The following is a 17,246-nucleotide window of genomic DNA, read 5'->3' as shown; positions in this document are numbered from 1 at the left end:
TTCCTTCTTCCTTCTTCCTTCTTCCTTCTTCCTTCTTCCTTCTTCCTTCTTCCTTCTTCCTTCTTCCTTCTTCCTTCATTAAAATAAGGACAATTAATATGGACGAATCGCCAATATTCCCCCAACAAGACGATGTTGTGTCTGCCCCTACCAGCGCTTTGATGTATCAATGTACATTCAAAGTCAGCGAATTTATGGCAATTATGCAGTCAAAATTGGTAGACGAAAAATTATTTTCAGACGGCCTGGATTGCGAGCTATTAAGTGCTGGCAAAGACTGGACTAAAGGAAAACTTAGAATGCGTCTGGAGTTCATTCCGCTGGAACCTGAAATCAAAGAGCAAAAAGCCCTTCCTGCCGCTGCCGAAAGATCAGACACCGTGCAAAACTACGCCGTAGATAGCTCAAATCAAACTGATATAGATGAGCCATTAAAGCAATGTGACTCAACAGAAATAAGTAATCATTTTCCTATTTCGAGGTATCCAGACCGCGACCCCCAAAGTATAGGAATGTGGAGCTAGGAAGGCCAAGACTGAGAGATTGGGAGAGGGGGAGGGTTCCCCTTCTTTGCTCAAAATCCATCCATTAAATCCCGTACACTGCTCGTTTTCTAACTTCCTGATTGTTGCTTAGTGAAAAACTTCTCTCATGGCTGAATCTTCCAATTGGACGCACTTGCACGCTCAAGTGCACAGGACGCTGCTGTACCGACAAATATTGCCATCAAATCAGCGATTGTTAGTAGCAGTATCTGGCGGACAAGATTCTCTGTGTTTAATTAAATTACTGTTAGATTTGCAGCCAAAATGGGGGTGGAACCTAGCGATTGTTCACTGCGATCATCGTTGGCGTTCTGACTCGGAAGCCTCGGCCAATCATGTAGAACAATTAGCTAAAAACTGGGGAATATCCTACTATTTGGAAACAGCCTCGGACATCCCCAAAACAGAAGCAGCGGCCAGACAGTGGCGATATCAAGCTTTAACCGAAATTGCGATCGCCCACAACTACCCCTACATTGTTACAGGCCACACAGCCAGCGATCGCGCCGAAACACTCCTCTACAACCTGATTCGCGGCAGTGGCGCCGACGGACTTTCTGCCCTCACCTGGACACGGCCCCTCGCCGATTTTAGATTGGGGAATTCCGGCGAAAATCCCAACTCCCAAATATCTGCCGATTTGAGATTGGAAAATCAGGATGAAAATTCCCAATCGAAAATCCAAAATCTAAAATCTAAAATCTATTTAGTTCGTCCCTTGCTCGAAATAACTCGATCGCAAACAGGTCAATTTTGTCTAGAGCAAAAACTACCCATTTGGGAAGATTACACAAATCAAGACTTGCAATATAATCGCAACCGGATTCGATCGGAATTATTGCCTTATTTGGAAACTCATTTCAACCCAAAAGCCCAACAAGCCCTAGCTCAAACAGCCGAACTCCTCCGCGCCGATGTAGAATATCTCGAACTTGCAGCCAGCGACTTGCTACAGCGAGCAATGTCTCCAATTGCAGACAGCCCGCAGGTGAATTTTCAACTTCCCGTCAAGTTAAATCGCTCGATTTTGCGCGAAGCACCCCTGGCCTTGCAGCGACGGGCAATGCGGCAAATACTGCAACAAATATTGCCCTCGGCGCCCAGCTTTGAAAGCGTAGAAAAACTAACGAGCTTAATAGTAGCGCCCAACCGATCGCAAACCGATCCATTTCCTGGAGGAGCGATCGGTCGAGTCGAACACCCTTCGATAATTTTAGATATTAAATTTTAAGCTGAGAGCAAACCCGAAAGGACTTGCCGCAACTCGGAAACTACCCGATCTTGCTCGTCTCCCGTCTCCTGCACCCGATCGAGTTCCCCCGCCACCGCTTCGAGCTTTTGGCGTAGCGCATTCAAATTGTCCTGCACCGGCTGCAACATTTCTTGATAAACATTCACTCTGCCCCATAGTTGCGCCACTGCACCTTTCTGGTTGAACAAATTCTGCTCTAACTGCTTGAGTTCGTAGCGTTTCGCCTCACTTTCCCCATTTTGGCGGTTGACATTTGCCTCAATTTGGGATACGGCTTCTCGCACCTGCTGAATTTCGTTTTCCAGTCTTTGCAATTCTTGGCTTTGCTGCTGCCGCTGAGTATCGAGCTGTGCGACAATCGGCCCCAAATCAATATCTCCTCGCTCTTGTTTGGAAGCATTAGCAGTACCCAGGCGTCGCCACAGCACCGCCTGATGCTGCTTTAAAACATCTTCCCGTTCCTGCAACCGGAGGCGCTGTCCCACCAGAGTTTCGTTTAACATCTGATAACTTTCGAGTTCATCTGCCATTTCATTTTCCAAAGCCATGCGATCGTACTCGCTAGCAGCTTGAATTTTCTCTTGCAGCTCCTCGATTGTCTCCCGCTGCAGAGTCAACTCCTCCTCTTGATCGTTAACAAACCGGAACACCTTTTCCAAATCCTGTTGCAGGTGTTGCACCAGCCCCTGTAACTCATCAACAGACATCTTCTCCAAAGCTGACACATCTACTTTTTGCTCCGTACCCGCAGTACCCGAAGCAGATGCGAGCCTGGAAACTTGCTGGTAAAGCTCCTCAACAGCCCGCACCTGCAAAGACACCGACTGAGCCTGCTCCTGCTTAGCGCTGAGGGTACTTTGCAGGCCTTTAAGCTCCGCCCGAGCTTGCGCCAAAGCTTCTTGAGATTGGTACCACTCTTGCCAGCGGTTTTGGAGGCTCTGATTTTGTCGATCGACCTCTTCTTGTTGCTGTTGAGCTATGCTGTTTTTTTGCTCCAACTGCTGCCAGTGCTGATCCAGAATTGCCTGTTGAGCGCCCACGGCACCAAGAGACTGATTCAGTTGTTCCCGCACCCCTTGAGCCGAAGCAATTGCCCCTCCCAGCTTCTGCATCAACTCCTGAATCCTCTGGGTCTGCTGCTCATCAACCACTGCCCCCTGCGGAACCTCAGACTGCTGCTGGGCCACCCGTTGCTGCTCACCCCGCAACTGTTCCCAAGCCGTCTCAATTTCCACGCGACTGCGATCGACTTCTTCTCGCAGTCGGTTAGCTTCATCTCGAGTATTTTCAATTTCTGAGCGCTGAGCCTCCAGCCGCTCCAACTCCTCTTCCATTTGAGCCAACTGCTCTTCGCGGGCTTGCATTTCCATTTCCCGGCGATTGAGTTCCTGACTCGAAAACGTCAGAGAAGCCTTCCACTGTTCAATTTCCTCTTCCTTATCCTTAAACTTGTCCTGCAATCGCGAGAAATTTTGCAGAATGCTCACCAACTGGCGGGCCGCCTCCTGAATCCGCTGCACTTGCTTGCTAGCACTCAACTCAACCAGCACCAGCGTGCCGTCGTTAAACTTATTAGCTTCCTCAACTGGGATCGCGTCATCGCCTGGTACAGCGCTCCAGTTATGTTCGCCCCGCTGACAAGCTAGCAGTTTCAGTTCAGCCTTACCGCCACCGAGACCAAAGCCGCTTCTCTGTTTTTGTACTTCCGCTAGATACAGCACACTAATAGTCCTCTGCTTCGTAAAACCTATCCCAACTTACTTTAAGTTACTTAAAGGCCTAAAAGATAAGTGGTGTTTACTTCCTACGCTGTTGGGTAGACGGCTAATTCCAACATAAGTAGGCTATCCCCCTTAAGCCAAAGGTTCTTGACTAAACATAACACTGCGTGTGATCTTTAGTCAACTTACCTAAAGTAAATAAGTATAGACAAGTAAGGATAACTTTTTGCCAATTAAGTCTTACTTTTTGGTGTCGTTTGCCCAATCGGGGGATAGCATTTTTTTCTAACTTTTCTTCAGCACTCACGCATAGCACGTTCTCACGGGAGAACTTCCAGAAAGTACGGCCGCCGCCAGTTGTCTGGAGGAATGAGAGAGCAGTACCAATGCCGCTTGATTAAAGACTAGCTCTCACTGCGGAGACTGCCATAGACCAAACCTGAAAAAGGTCAGTCCTTGAACCTCCCCACGGATAAATCCGGGGGATTCTTACCCACCTTCAAGACGACAAAGGGATATTCAAATATCCCTCTACTCACTCAAAGAAATTTACTTCTCCCGGAGCGCCGACTTGCTGAGTTCTTCATATTTTTAAGGTTTAACGTGACCTATGCTGCAATGATTTGCCCTTTAACTATTCCGAATGAATCGGATTAGTGCGTTAGCGGGGTTGCTCGCCCTCTAGGATATTTCAATGGGTTGAAAATTATTCTTACTCTGGCGAATTGCTCTGTGCCAATTATACCACCCTGGTTTTAGCAACACAATCGTTTCACGAGACTTAAAAGTCCCTACCGACTGATCCCCAAGTCTAAATCCCCATGTCCTTAGCCCTGGGCTTGCCTCTGCCGTTTCGATCCAAAAGTTTCTATAGATTTTACAACGCTTTAGTTATGGGTCGATCGTGAACAAAGCCTTTGCTGGCCCCAAGCTGGTGCCTTGCTCCGGCGGAGTAGGGATTTGAACCGCGCTGCCTTAGAATAGGGTAATGACGCGAGCCTATGATGCTCGCCGCGGGCGAGCAAAAAGGTCGATCGGCACTGAGGGTTTTCCTGACAATTGCCAACAAAGGTTCATTTTGACTGCACCTGATTTTAGGGCTGTGGCAAACCCAAAAAAAACCTCGATCGCAACTCATCCAACCCAACAGACTAGCCTCAAGTTCCCATCGGGGCTCGATCGGCACTTGCTGCTGGTAGCAGCGGTAAAACCAGAGAATCCTCGGTATTTTGAAGTTGACCTACGCCAAGATGTGCTGGAGAAACTGACGGCATACTCAGCCAAAAACTTCAAAACTTTGGCGAGCGAAGACTTGAACCAGTCGGGAATGCCAGCGTGGCACACTCGAAGAACCCGTGCAATCGTGCAATGTGGATTCTACGAGTTTAGGCAACAGTGGGAATACTTGGGAATACTAAGGTGAAACTCTACACTTAGAGAATGCCGCGAGTTTCGCGGTTTCAGCTTGTGGACTGGTAGCGCGGCCGAGGAGCGGCAACAAGTATCGCCCTTTCGTCAATTCCCAATTGTGAGATCGGCATCAGCGCGTAAATTATTGACGGAAACTAAAGTCAATCTTTTCGCCAGCACACAGTCTTTCCGAGCTCAGACGCCAACGGTTTTAAGGAGGACACTTTAGCTGCATGCAGGGAAATTTGAGTGAAATAGACATCCGCAGCATCCTGCAATTGATTGAGTTAGGTCAGCGAACCGGAGAACTGTTCGTAGAGGCCTACACCTCCACCGGCAGCAGCACGGGTACTCAACCTACCCTGCGCTCCCTTGCAGGACAATCCTGGTATGTCTTCTGCTTCAACGGTCAGATTATTTACGCTACCCAGAGTGCGGGCAGTTTGTTTCGCTTGCGCGACTACCTGCGCCGCTACAAAGCAGATACCGCCCTCGACAAAATCCAAGTTCCCTATATGGCATCTACCAATGCCCCAGAATACGGCTACCTATGGGCCCTGCTAGAAAACCACATCCTCACCCCAGCTCAAGGGCGCAACATCATCCAGAGCATGATCCACGAAACCCTATTTGACTTGCTCAGTCTTCACCAGGGTTCCTTCACTTTTGAAATGGGCCCAGCTTTGGCTCCTCAACTGACCAGCTTAGAAATTAGCTCGCTGCTGGCCAAGATTGTCAAACAGGTGCAGCAGTGGAAGCAGTTTCACCCTCACATTCAGTCGCCCAACCAATGCCCGGTGATTTCAGACCCCTCCGAGCTGCGAGTAGCGCTGCCTGTCAATACCTTTAATACTCTCAGACGCTGGGCCGACGGCCACACTTCGATCCGCCAAATGGCGCGGTACCTCAACCGAGACGTGCTGACTGTCGCTAAGGCGATTTACCCCTTCGTGCAGCAGGGATTGGTGCAAGTATTTTACGAACCCTCTGTTGCCCCGGCCAACAATAAAAAAGAATGGTCGTCCCCAGAAACCAAGGTTCCGAGAGTTGTCTGTATTGACGACGACAATACTATTCGCAAAACAGTTGAGTCAATTTTAAATGAACACGGTTACGAAGCTACTACGATCGGCAATCCCCTCCAAGCCCTGAGTTTGGTGTTTCCACTCAAACCCGATTTAATTCTGTGTGATATCGCCATGCCGGAACTCGACGGCTACGAAATTTGCGCTATGCTGCGTAGTTCTAGCGCTTTCCGGCAGACGCCGATCGTGATGCTGACGGGCATCGACGGATTTATCGATCGCGTTAAAGCCCGCATGGCCGGAGCTACAGACTTTTACACCAAACCTTTTGGTGAAAGCGAGTTATTGATGCTGGTAGAAAAATATGTGGGCCCGGGCTACCCTCGGCTCAATCTCTCGGAAAGATTATTAGATCGATCGCTAGAAGACCAATTAGAAGAAAAATAACTTTCGCACCGATGCCATGATGGGAGCTTTTTTGTACCTGCGGTTAGATCAAGTCTCGGCCGCCACAAAGAGAAAGCTGGGGGTACTATTGGCGATCGCACCATAAACTAGAATGTATTAATCCGCGCGCTGGCATAAGGGCGTCGGTAAAACTCTGTTCAATTTCTAGACCCAAGTGGGTCTAACACGCTCAAAGTGCAAATATAATATACTTGTTCTCCACTTGCAGCCGCCCCGAAAAACTGATGCACAGAGATACTTATTGCTAGGTATTTCTGTACAAAGTCAGAGAGTCCAATTCTCAGTCTTAAGTGACTCCGTTCATGATTGTCGCGACACCAGCCATGTCAACAACTCCTCGCTAATCCGAGTATCGGTTTAGCATTCATCGCAGAAATTACCCCGAGTTTTACCAATGGAGAGGGCGGTGGGAGTACCAAGTGAAGCTTTAGGGGTTTCACATTAATTGTTCGTAGTCGATTTGAGCTAATTTGTCAGCAAAGGTCGCGCGAATTTATTGGTGGCAGTCAATTATTGACGGAGCAAATGTATTGCCAAGCACCTCCGGCAGTCGCGCCATTCACCCCTTGGCTGTGTCAAGCTTGGCTGTGTCAAGTTTCGACCATCGAAGTTTCGATCGAGTTCTTCTTGGCGGGAAACCTCAACAATTTTGCTAGAAATGCAGGTGTCAGAATTATGATTAGCGGTAGCCCAGACTTTATATTACCAGGACTAGGCGTAGATCCGGCTCCTGAATTCCAAGAACTAGAAACTCCCGAAGGCGAGCTGCACCTGCGGTTCTACGTTCCTTCGGGGAACGAGTTCGCCCTGCCAGCGACAGGGATTAGAGAGGTACTATCCCCCTCCCCAGACCGCATGACACCGATCCCCAACGTTTCCTCTTTGCTTTTAGGTACGCTAAATATGAGAGGACGAGTGATTTGGGTGGCAGACCTCGGCCAATTTCTGGGAGACCAAACACCTCTGAACACAGATAGACCCGAAATCCCGATCGTGGCTGTGGAAGACCAAGACACGATTTTGGGGCTGGCAGTCGATCGAATTGTGGGGATGGACTGGCTCGACGTAGAGCAACTGCACTCTCAGAACAATGCACCAGACGGCATGATTCCATTTCTGAGGGGAGAATGGATGTTAGGTGCACCAGCTCAGAAAGTGCTCCGACTGCTAGATCAAGTGAAAATTCTGCGCTCGGCGCGGTGGGCAGCGTGAAATCGATTTTAGATTTGCGATTTGCGATTTTCGATTGGGGTCTAACCATCAACAGTCACACGACTTGAGGCGCGCATCTAAACATTCAATTCAAGATAAAAATCAAAAATCTCAAATCTAAAATCTAAAATCCAAAGAGGGCGGCAAATGGCAACAAGTACCAACTTTCAGCAGGACTACCAACGGGCAGAAGCGGCCTACATGGATGGCAATTATTCAGAAGCCGCAGCCCTAGTTTATCAATTAGTAGAAGATTTTCCCGAAGACCCCAGCGCTCGCCTGCTGTGCGGACACATTTACTGCTACGGACTGCAACAGTATGAGGTGGCGCGGGAACAGTACACGGTTGTGCTAGGCCTGAGTGATGACCAGAGTTTGGTGGAACACGCTCACAGCGGAATTACCTACACAGACCAATTTTTATCTGGAGAACTACAAACGGAAAATTTCGAGGCTTTGTCTGCTGAAACTGAATTAGAATTCTATCCAGACTTATCTCTTGATGAAGGGTTAGAAGACCCGGATTTGGGACTTTTCCAAGGAAATTCCCCATCCCTTTCCTATAGAAGTCAATCCCCAGACGACATGGAAAACGAGGACTTGGCCGACTTGGGCATGAGTGGCTTGGGGTGGGAACCAGAAGACGACGATGGCGCAGGCTCAGTCCCAGATTTAGCCTCACATTCTAACCCCTTTGGTGGCGACAGCGGCGGAATGGCAGCTTATGCTGAGAACTCCGGCTCGCTAGACGGCATAGACGAGTTTGCCGACTCGGACTTTGCAGACCCTTTTGCCTTAGATGATGGAGGGTTTGATGCTGCTGACGTGTCTAGCAGCAAAGTGTCTGGTTCAAGCGCACCTTACTCAGGAGATTCGTTTTCAGAAGCTCCGACTCAGATGCTCAACGGTCAAAGTTTTGCCTCTTCAGACATCGGGAATTCCTTCGACTCGAACCAACTAGACTCCCCCATCGCGCCCTCGGACAATTTTGGCGAACCTTTTGCTGCGCTCGATTTGCCAGACGAATTCGACGATAACTCCGACTACGACTACCAATCCCCGCCCCAGAGTGGTCAAAATTACGGTCATAACGCACCTGGGGCCGAAGAGGAAGACCCCTTTGCCGAGGCGATGCCCTCGTCGTCGGGTTTCGGGTCTTCTCGACCTCAAAACAAACAGCCGAATAACGGGTCGGACTACTCGTCAAACTATTCGCTGGCGGAAGACGAAACGCTGTTGATGGGAGGTGCTGTCCCCAACTCTCAAAGTCAAAGGTCGAGTCGGGGACAATTTAATTCAGTCGATCGAGCTTCCGCCAACAGCAACGGTTACAGCGACTCGGAACCCCCGGCATTTAGCTCTAGAGACAACTTTGAGTTAGATGCTTTTGAAGACGACGCTTTTAGCGATTCTTTCTCTTTCGACGAAAACGAACAAGCGACAGCTTTTGGGTCGTCCGACAATAACAGCAGTGCCTGGTCGTCAAAAACTGGGAACGCTCAAGAACACAGCGACTTTTTAGACGAATTTGACGAATTTGACGATTTGGGCAATTTGCCGGACTTTGATATCTCAGAAGATGCCACCAGTTCGATCTTGACTAGAGGTAACACCAATTTCGGCAACTCGACCAGCGGCATGATGGGAACGACCGGCAGCAGCCTGGACTTTGACAACAGCGATGGCTCAGCAATTCGGGATGACGAGATATTTAGCATCAACGGCCCGGCTGATACGTCAGTGCCAACTTTTTCTCCCAGCGAAACAGAAGCCCTCGATACTTCGGTAACAGTAGAACAGGGGGGACTGGCTTTCTTGGAAAATGCCCCTTTGTTTACAAAACAGTTGTACACGGCAATCGGGGCGGGACTGGTTTCTCTGGTAGCTGTGGCTTTCGTCACCAACATTGCCTCCTATCAAGCTCTGCGGCAAGACAAACCGGAGGCGATCGTTTACCTGCGCCAAACAGGCTGGGTAATGACCGCAGCAGCAGGCTTTACGAGCTTTTTAACTTCTTGGGGCATCGGCCAGTTGATCGCCAAGCAGGTACGCAAGTCGTCGGACAATTTGCAAGCTCAGTTCGATGCTGTATCTCAAGGAGCTTTGGACGCTCGCGCTACGGTTTACTCGGAAGATGAATTTGGCAAAATGGCTGCTAAATTCAACCACATGGCGAAGGTCATCCAAACCACGATTAGCGATACCAGGCGCAAGTCGGACGAGCAGGAACAGGCAAAAGAAGACTTGCAGCGCCAAGTGATTCGCTTGCTAGACGACGTGGAAGGAGCGGCCCGGGGTGACTTGACGGTGACTGCGGAAGTGACCGCAGACGTTTTGGGTGCTGTTGCTGACTCGTTTAACTTGACAATTCAAAATCTGCGCGAAATCGTCCATCAGGTGAAGCAGGCGGCTCGGGAGGTCAGCAAAGGCGCGACAGATAGTGCTAAGTTTGCGGGCGATTTGTCTTCCGACGCGCTGCGGCAAGCTGAGGAACTGGCAGCAACGCTGAATTCTGTACAAGTCCTCACCGATGCGATTCAGCGGGTCGCAGAGAGCGCTAGAGAGGCGGAAGAAGTGGCCCGGGGCGCGGCGGCAACGGCTCTGAAAGGGGGCGAGGCTGTGGAGCGGACGGTGGCCGGGATTTTGGAAATTCGAGAAACGGTAGCAGAAACCACGAGAAAAGTCAAGAGGTTGGCGGAAGCTTCTCAAGAAATTTCTAAGATTGTGGCTTTAATTGCGACGATCGCCTCCCGGACGAATTTATTGGCCCTCAACGCCAGTATTGAGGCGGCGAGAGCTGGGGAAGCGGGCAGGGGTTTTGCGATCGTGGCAGATGAGGTGCGACAATTGGCAGATCGATCGGCTAAGTCTTTGAAAGAAATCGAACAGATCGTGATGCAAATTCAAAGCGAAACCGGCGCGGTAATGACGGCGATGGAAGAAGGGACGCAGCAAGTTATTGAGGGGACAAGATTGGCAGAACAGGCGAAGCGATCGCTTGAAGATATCATTCAAGTAACTAACCGAATTGACGTGTTAGTGCGATCGATTACTGCCGACACAGTAGAGCAAAACGAAACAGCTCGCGCGGTCGCCAGTGTGATGCAGGCCGTGGAGTTAACCGCTCAGGAAACGTCCCAAGAAGCGCAGCGAGTTTCGGGTGCTTTGCAAAATTTGGTGGGCGTTGCTCGCGACCTTTTGACATCGGTGGAAAGATTCCGAGTAGAAACAGCAGAAAGGCAGTAATCAATTGTCTAATTCTTTTTTTGCTTGCTGATTTACAAGCACGTTAGTGTGGCAATAATGGCATACAAAAAGCAACCTCGCAGTCTTGAAACCGCTGCGGGGCTGCTAATCCAACACCTAAAGGAAGTAGGAGTTGCACAGATGGACGACAACATAGTAGAAGTAATTCCTGGCATCTTTGGTGAAATACAGCCGACGGGCTGTATTATCTGTACCCTATCAAAAAACAGCAGGGGCTATGCCAACAAAAGACTTAAAATTAACGGTGAATGGAAAACGCTGAATGTTCACCGTTTAGTATTAGAAAATATCTTAGGTCGTCCGATTAGATCGGAATACTTTGCTTGCCATACTTGCGATGTTCGCAACTGCATTAATCCTAACCATTTATGGGAAGGTTCTCGACTGGAAAATTCTCAAGACAGGTTTAAAAAAGGACGGATTAAAGATGTAGGAAGTACATCGGCTCCTCAACCTCAAAAAAAAGTGCGAGGTCGAGAAATAATTCCCGGCATTCGCGCTGAAATACAGCCGAATGGCTGCATGATTTGCACCTTGGCTAAGCGAAGTGATGGTTACTCTGTTAAAACTATCAGAATTAACGGAAAAAATCAAAGTTTCTATCCCCACAGACTTGTACTGGAACACAAACTGGGACGGTCTGTTAAACCCGGTTATTTTGCGTGCCACAGTTGCGACGATCGCGGTTGTGTCAATCCTGACCATTTGTGGGAAGGAACCCCCGCCGATAACTCCCGCGATGCTATAGAAAAAAATCGCTTTCCTTTCGTTCCCGGCAAGATATCTATCCACCGCAAACTCCAACCCGAACAGGTGCGCGAGATTCGCTATCTTTTAAGTGAGGGCATATCGAAAAGAAAAATAGCCAGGACATTTGCGATATCTCGCAGTCAGATTATTCTCTTGGCAAGGGGCGAGATATACAGAGAGCTTCTCTAGAACTACTAACATAGACCCAATACAATAACGCTTAAAATCAGGAATAAAACTATGCTGCCGGAGCAACAACAGAGGATAATGGGCTACTTTATTGAGGAGGCAAAAGACCACCTCAATACGATCGAACAAGGCTTGCTGAATCTGCAAACCACGATCGAAGACCCAGAACTGGTCAACGAAGTATTTAGGGCCGCTCACTCTGTCAAAGGAGGAGCAGCAATGCTGGGGCTGACTAGCATTCAGCAAACAGCTCACAGACTAGAAGATAGTTTTAAAGTATTAAAAGAGTGCAGCGTTAAAGTAGACCAACAGCTAGAATCCCTTTTCCTGCGAATTTTTGACACATTGCAAGGGCTGTTAGAGCAACTGTCGGGGCCTTTTGGACTGACAGAGGAATTGGGAGAACAGATGGTTCGAGAATTAGAACCAGTATTTGAAGAACTTAACGGGCACTTGGGAGGACTCGTTGGACACGGAGAACACCATGCAGACGAGAGCTACGCGATGCCAGTACCCGAACCAGTTATGGCGGGGATGGGAGTCGGGGCTTTTGCCTCATCAAGGAGTATTCCGGATTCGCGGTCAGTTTACGCACCTGATGCCAGAGCAACAGAAGACAGCGCGCTGCAGCTAGTATTTGACTCGGACGTGCCGGCGAGGATGCGGGAACTCCTGCAAGAGTTCAAACAGCCGGAGGGGCTAGAAAGCAGGCGGCAACTCAAGAACATTTGTCGGAACTTGCTCAGGGCGGGGGAAGAATTTGAACTGCCCTGCTGGATAGAATTGATCCAAGCTGTATCCAAGGCGATCGCCAACCCAGACAATACCTACCGTACCTTAGCCCCAACGGTGATCAAAGACATCAAACAAGCGCAAGAACTCGTAATTTCTGGTCTAGAATCGTCGATCGCACCAAGCGCAAAACTTCTGGCGCTGCAGCCTGCTGTTCTGGTTCCAGAAACGGATTTTGAAGATTTGCTGGCCTTCGCTCAACCGAGTACATCCGGGACAAATGTTGTTTCTGTTGAGGATGAGGCCTGGGATCTGGTGGGATCGGGCGATGCCCCGGATGGATTGAACAAGTTGCTGCCGACTATTTCTGGGCTGAGTATAGACGAGCTGTTCGACCAACTCGACAGTGGCGACAGCAACGATGACAATGGCATTCGATTGTCCCAGTTCGACGAGGATTCCGCCTTCGCAGAATCGGATATAGAGACGGGTGCTTTTAGAGGTTCGACCCGCACCGGCCCGGAAGTGGGCGCGGCAGAACTCAACACTTTAGCTGACTTGTTTGACGGCGAGTCCCCGGATCTCGACGGCGCTTGGGAAGAAGAAGAAGACCTCGACTATGCACAGTCTTCTGGGATATCGGCGGCGGGAATGCTGGGGTCAGACGATGATGACAATTCCGGCGATTTTACTGATTTGTTGTTTGACGAATACGATGCCGAAAGTTCCGAAACGAACACGAAGCCTCCGATTGACGACCTGACGAGTTTGTTTGGGGAGGATTTGCTCTTTGGAGAGGAGGCAGAGGGCTCGGCAGTAGCTGCCGGTCAGAAAAAGGCGGGTTCGAGCCAGCGGTTAACTCGCAAACAGCTTAAAACGGGTAACGGTAGGGGCGGTTTGGAGCGGCGAGACGACACGGTGGCCCCAGCCAGGAGACAAGCGGACGAAGATGCTCTCGGTACGCTTTTGGACGAAGTGGCTGCCCAAACTTCTGCTGGTGTTACGGAGGATGATGATTTCGATAACTTGTTCGGCGATTTAGGCGATTCGGATGAGGCAACGGGTGTGCCGGCAGTCTCTTCGGAGTATTCCCTCAAGTCTGAGGCTTTCGACGCAGGATCGCAGGAGCCTGCAGCAGGGGGCGGCAATAATGATTCAGCGGGTGCAGAAGCGCTTGCTCTCTCTGAAATAGATGATTTCGAGTTCCTCTCTGAGCTTGGCGAGGACTCGGATGTGAGCGAACTGTTGGGGATGACTTCTAATTTCCTTTCTTCAGAAGACGAAGGTGGGGAGAACGGGGGCGATCGAGATCAAGCTGCAGGCATCGCACAAAATGAGGAAATGGGCAACGTTCTTAACATGACATCAAATTCTGATTTAGATATCTCTGCGGATGAAAACTGGCTAGAAGATGCTTTCGGCCTGGAAGACGAGTCTGTGCAATCGCTCAACCTGGAAGTGGAGGATACGGATTTAGATGCGCTGTTTGGGGATATGACCTCGGGTTCGATTTCTGAGGATGAACAGACTGTGCGGGATCGGCAAGGAGTGGCTACTTCCCAAGAAGCTGCTGATTTGGCTGAGCTTTTCGGTTCTGTACCTACCGGTACTGAGTATGACGGGCAAGCTTCGGGGCAAGCCCGTGGGGGTTGGCCCAATGATAGGGATTCAGAATTGCTGAGTGCCGATGTGGGAGTTGATCGGGGCGAGTTGGGGAGTTTGTTTGAGAACAATGGTGCGGCTGTTTCCGACCAAGGCTTGGCAAATTCGGCAGCGGTTGAACAGGAGGCTTTGTCCGACGATCGTCCTGAGTCGGAAATTTCAAATAATGTCGAGTCTGATGAGGGTGTAACTTTCGATTTCTTGGAGGATATGTTTGGGGAAGGCATGGTGCTGCAGCCCGATGCTGTAATGGCGCCAGATGAGGGCGCGGCTCATGATGAGGAAGAATTGTCGGCCGAACTTCCCGATGGTTTGTTCGACGAGGCGGGTGCGGATTTCTTCGATCGAGCCGAAACAGATATCGCCGGGGATTCTGAGGGCGAAGATGATTTGTTTGATGCCCTAGAAACGGATTTTTCGAGTGTGGATTTAGAAGCACTGCCTGCTGAATCTCTCGATGGTATGTTTGATGGCGATTCTGACTTGCTCTCAGCAATGGAAACCGGCGCTACTCTCAACAACGAAGAGTTAGAGGGTTTTGATGATTTGTTGGATTCGATCGATGCTGAGGTTCTGGTGACTTCGGAACTGACGACGGGCTTTTGGGACGCTGAGGACGAGTCGGCCCAGGCCGATTCCTCGGAGTTGGAAGAGGGGTCGCTGGCAGACTTTTTTGCCGATGGCGAATCAGGCGCTGAGGACGACGAAGGCAATTTTGACGATTTAGAAGCGCTGTTAATTGCAGGGGGTGCTGGAGCTGTTATAGCAGCTTCTGCGAGTACAAATCAGAGTCCGGTAAATACAGAAGTTTTCTCGGATCTCGAAGATCTCCTCAGCGAGAGCGCAACTATGCCGGAAATTCACGGGCTACCGGCGACAACTGCCAGTAAAGCTCCGCGCGCTGCCGCCGAGGAGAGCGACGACGAATTTGGCGATTTGGAAAAACTGCTGGAAGATTCCAAGGACAGCGGCCGCCAAGGGGAAGGCAATATGGGGCCGTCGGCGATCAACAGACCCAGGCGCAATATGCGCGCGGGCGGGTTCGGCGACCAGACGATGCGGGTGCCGGTCAAGCAACTGGACAACCTCAGCAATTTGATGGGGGAACTGGTGGTAAACCGCAACAGTTTGGAGCAAGACCAAGAACGGATGCGGCAGTTTTTGGACAATTTGCTGCACCAGGTAACGCTGCTGAGCGATGTGAGCCAGCGGACTCAGGATTTCTACGAGCGGAGTCTTTTGGAGATTGCTTTGCTGGCAAACCGCCAAGGACATCGATCGGCCTGGCGCTCTGAGGATTCGGCCCACACCAGGGAAAGTGCCTGGAGACCAGAGGAAATGGACAGGTTTACTCCTTTCCACAGTTTGGCTCAGGAGATTATTGAGCTGATCGTGCGGGTGCGGGAGTCGGCGGCGGACATTGAGTTTTTGGTGGATGAGGCCGATCAGGTGACTCGCCAACTGCGACAAGTCACTACTCAACTGCAAGAAGGTTTAACTCGCGCCCGGATGAAGCCGTTTGCGGAGACGACGGACAGGCTGTTCCGGGCGGTGCGGGAAATCGCGATTAAGTGCGGCAAGCAGGCTCAATTGCAGGTTGAGGGTAAGGATATTTTGATCGACAAGATGATTGTGGATCAACTGTATGACCCGATGACTCATTTGGTGAACAATGCGATTACTCACGGGATCGAAGCGCCGGAGGTGCGTCTGGCGGCTGGGAAGCCTGCAGTCGGCAGGATTACGATTCGCGCTTTCCACCAAGGGAACCAAACGGTGGTTTCGGTTTCTGACGACGGGGCGGGAATTGACCCGCAAAGGGTGAAGGCGAAGGCGATTAAGCAGGGTATGCTGACGGCGGCTCAGGCTCAGAGGATGTCTCGCTCGGAAGTTTACGATTTGCTGTTTATGCCGGGTTTCAGCACTCAGGAACAGGCGACGGAGTATGCAGGCCGCGGGGTCGGTATGAATGTGGTGCAGACTTCCTTGCAGGAGATTCGGGGCACTGTGTCGATCGATTCAACCATCGGCAAAGGGACTGTGTTTACCATCCGTTTACCTCTAGTGTTGAGTATTTCTAAGGCTCTGACTTGCATTAGCGATCGCGCTCGCATTGCTTTCCCGATGGATGGGGTCGAGGATATGATCGATGTGCCTCGCGATCAGGTGACGACGGGGGCGGATGGTTTGCCTTGCATTGAGTGGCGGGGTCAAAGCTTGCCGTTCCGGCCGCTGCGGGATTTGCTGGCTTACAGCCGCCATTTGGGTCGGGGCAGTGTTTACGGGTTTAATACAGACGATGACATGATTTCGGTGATCGTGCTGCGCTCTGCTGGCAATTTCTTGGCGGTGCAGGTGGATCAGGTTTCGACGGAACAGGAAATTGTGATCAAGCCGTTGGAGGGGCCGGTGCCGAAGCCGATCGGGATTGCTGGGGCCACGGTGCTCGGAGACGGTCGGATCGTGGCAATTGCAGACGTTCTGGAACTGATCGATTTGGCTACTGGAAGGCTGCGGAAGGATACTGGCGGTACGCTTTGGGATGAGGGCGATCGGGCTGCTGCGGAGGCGGAAATCGAGAAGACTGAGCCGACTGTACTGATTGTGGATGACTCGATTACGGTGCGATCGCTCTTGTCGATTACTTTCGAGAAGTCTGGCTATCGTGTGGAAGAAGCTCGCGACGGTAAGGAAGCTTGGGAAAAGATGAAATCTGGTCTGCCTTGCGATATCGTTTTCTGCGATATTGAAATGCCGAGAATGGACGGTTTGGAACTACTTTCTCGGATGCAGAAGGATGCGGTTTTGTGTGAATTGCCGATCGCGATGCTAACTTCTCGCGGTGCTGACAGACACCGCCAAATGGCTTACAGTTTAGGCGCGAAAGGCTATTTCACTAAGCCTTATTTGGAGGAGCAATTGCTTGATGCTGCTTCTCGGATGTTGAAAGGTGAGGTTGTTGGTGCTCCGGTTGGTGTGTAATGTGTAAATCGGCATTTATCTGCGGTTGAAA

General features: G+C 50.4%; 9 protein-coding genes. 8 read left to right on the top strand and 1 reads right to left on the bottom strand.

Annotation, left to right across the window (positions count from 1 at the left end; translation table 11 throughout):
* Positions 1 to 194: 194 nt before the first annotated feature.
* Positions 195 to 524: a KGK domain-containing protein gene (locus QUA43_RS17940; RefSeq protein WP_333375662.1), complete on the top strand. Its 330-nt coding sequence runs from the start codon at positions 195 to 197 to the stop codon at positions 522 to 524.
* Positions 525 to 651: 127 nt separating this feature from the next.
* The gene (gene tilS, locus QUA43_RS17935) at positions 652 to 1,776 is read left to right on the top strand and encodes a tRNA lysidine(34) synthetase TilS (protein WP_333375660.1); all 1,125 of its coding nucleotides are present in this window, start codon (positions 652 to 654) and stop codon (positions 1,774 to 1,776) included.
* Here tilS and hmpF read toward each other — a convergent pair.
* Positions 1,773 to 3,518, bottom strand: coding sequence for a pilus motility taxis protein HmpF (hmpF, locus tag QUA43_RS17930; protein WP_333375659.1), 1,746 nt, complete (start codon positions 3,516 to 3,518; stop codon positions 1,773 to 1,775). The two genes, tilS and hmpF, sit on opposite strands and share 4 nt — an antisense overlap.
* A 988-nt stretch (positions 3,519 to 4,506) precedes the next feature.
* Between hmpF and QUA43_RS17925 the strand changes: the two genes are divergently transcribed.
* The 6 genes from QUA43_RS17925 to QUA43_RS17900 all read left to right on the top strand — a co-directional run bounded on the left by QUA43_RS17925 (position 4,507) and on the right by QUA43_RS17900 (position 17,215).
* Entirely contained in the window at positions 4,507 to 4,941 is a 435-nt protein-coding gene (locus QUA43_RS17925; protein WP_333375657.1) for a hypothetical protein, read from the top strand.
* Positions 4,942 to 5,161: 220 nt separating this feature from the next.
* The gene (locus QUA43_RS17920) at positions 5,162 to 6,400 is read left to right on the top strand and encodes a response regulator (protein ID WP_333375656.1); all 1,239 of its coding nucleotides are present in this window, start codon (positions 5,162 to 5,164) and stop codon (positions 6,398 to 6,400) included.
* A 699-nt stretch (positions 6,401 to 7,099) separates the two neighbouring features.
* A complete protein-coding gene (locus tag QUA43_RS17915; RefSeq protein WP_039887356.1) occupies positions 7,100 to 7,633 on the top strand; it encodes a chemotaxis protein CheW in 534 nt (177 codons plus the stop codon).
* 147 nt (positions 7,634 to 7,780) lie between these two features.
* Positions 7,781 to 10,879 (top strand): methyl-accepting chemotaxis protein, encoded by a 3,099-nt coding sequence (locus tag QUA43_RS17910; RefSeq protein ID WP_333375654.1) that lies wholly within the window; start codon positions 7,781 to 7,783, stop codon positions 10,877 to 10,879.
* A 57-nt stretch (positions 10,880 to 10,936) separates the two neighbouring features.
* Positions 10,937 to 11,839 carry an HNH endonuclease gene (locus QUA43_RS17905; RefSeq protein WP_333375652.1) on the top strand — a complete coding sequence of 301 codons (903 nt, stop codon included), beginning with the start codon at positions 10,937 to 10,939 and terminating at the stop codon, positions 11,837 to 11,839.
* Between the two features lie 51 nt (positions 11,840 to 11,890).
* Entirely contained in the window at positions 11,891 to 17,215 is a 5,325-nt protein-coding gene (locus QUA43_RS17900) for a response regulator (RefSeq protein WP_333375650.1), read from the top strand.
* The last annotated feature ends 31 nt before the right edge of the window (positions 17,216 to 17,246 follow it).

The organism is Microcoleus sp. N9_B4 (assembly GCF_036701635.1).
In the GTDB taxonomy this organism is placed as follows: domain Bacteria; phylum Cyanobacteriota; class Cyanobacteriia; order Cyanobacteriales; family Microcoleaceae; genus Microcoleus.
This window is presented reverse-complemented; position numbering and strand designations above follow the sequence as displayed.

Coding starts and splice junctions, on each gene's coding strand:
- QUA43_RS17940 (WP_333375662.1), top strand. CDS start 195: ATGGCAATTATGCAGTCAAAATTGGTAGACGAAAAATTATTTTCAGAC.
- tilS (WP_333375660.1), top strand. CDS start 652: ATGGCTGAATCTTCCAATTGGACGCACTTGCACGCTCAAGTGCACAGG.
- QUA43_RS17925 (WP_333375657.1), top strand. CDS start 4,507: ATGACGCGAGCCTATGATGCTCGCCGCGGGCGAGCAAAAAGGTCGATC.
- QUA43_RS17920 (WP_333375656.1), top strand. CDS start 5,162: ATGCAGGGAAATTTGAGTGAAATAGACATCCGCAGCATCCTGCAATTG.
- QUA43_RS17910 (WP_333375654.1), top strand. CDS start 7,781: ATGGCAACAAGTACCAACTTTCAGCAGGACTACCAACGGGCAGAAGCG.
- QUA43_RS17905 (WP_333375652.1), top strand. CDS start 10,937: ATGGCATACAAAAAGCAACCTCGCAGTCTTGAAACCGCTGCGGGGCTG.
- QUA43_RS17900 (WP_333375650.1), top strand. CDS start 11,891: ATGCTGCCGGAGCAACAACAGAGGATAATGGGCTACTTTATTGAGGAG.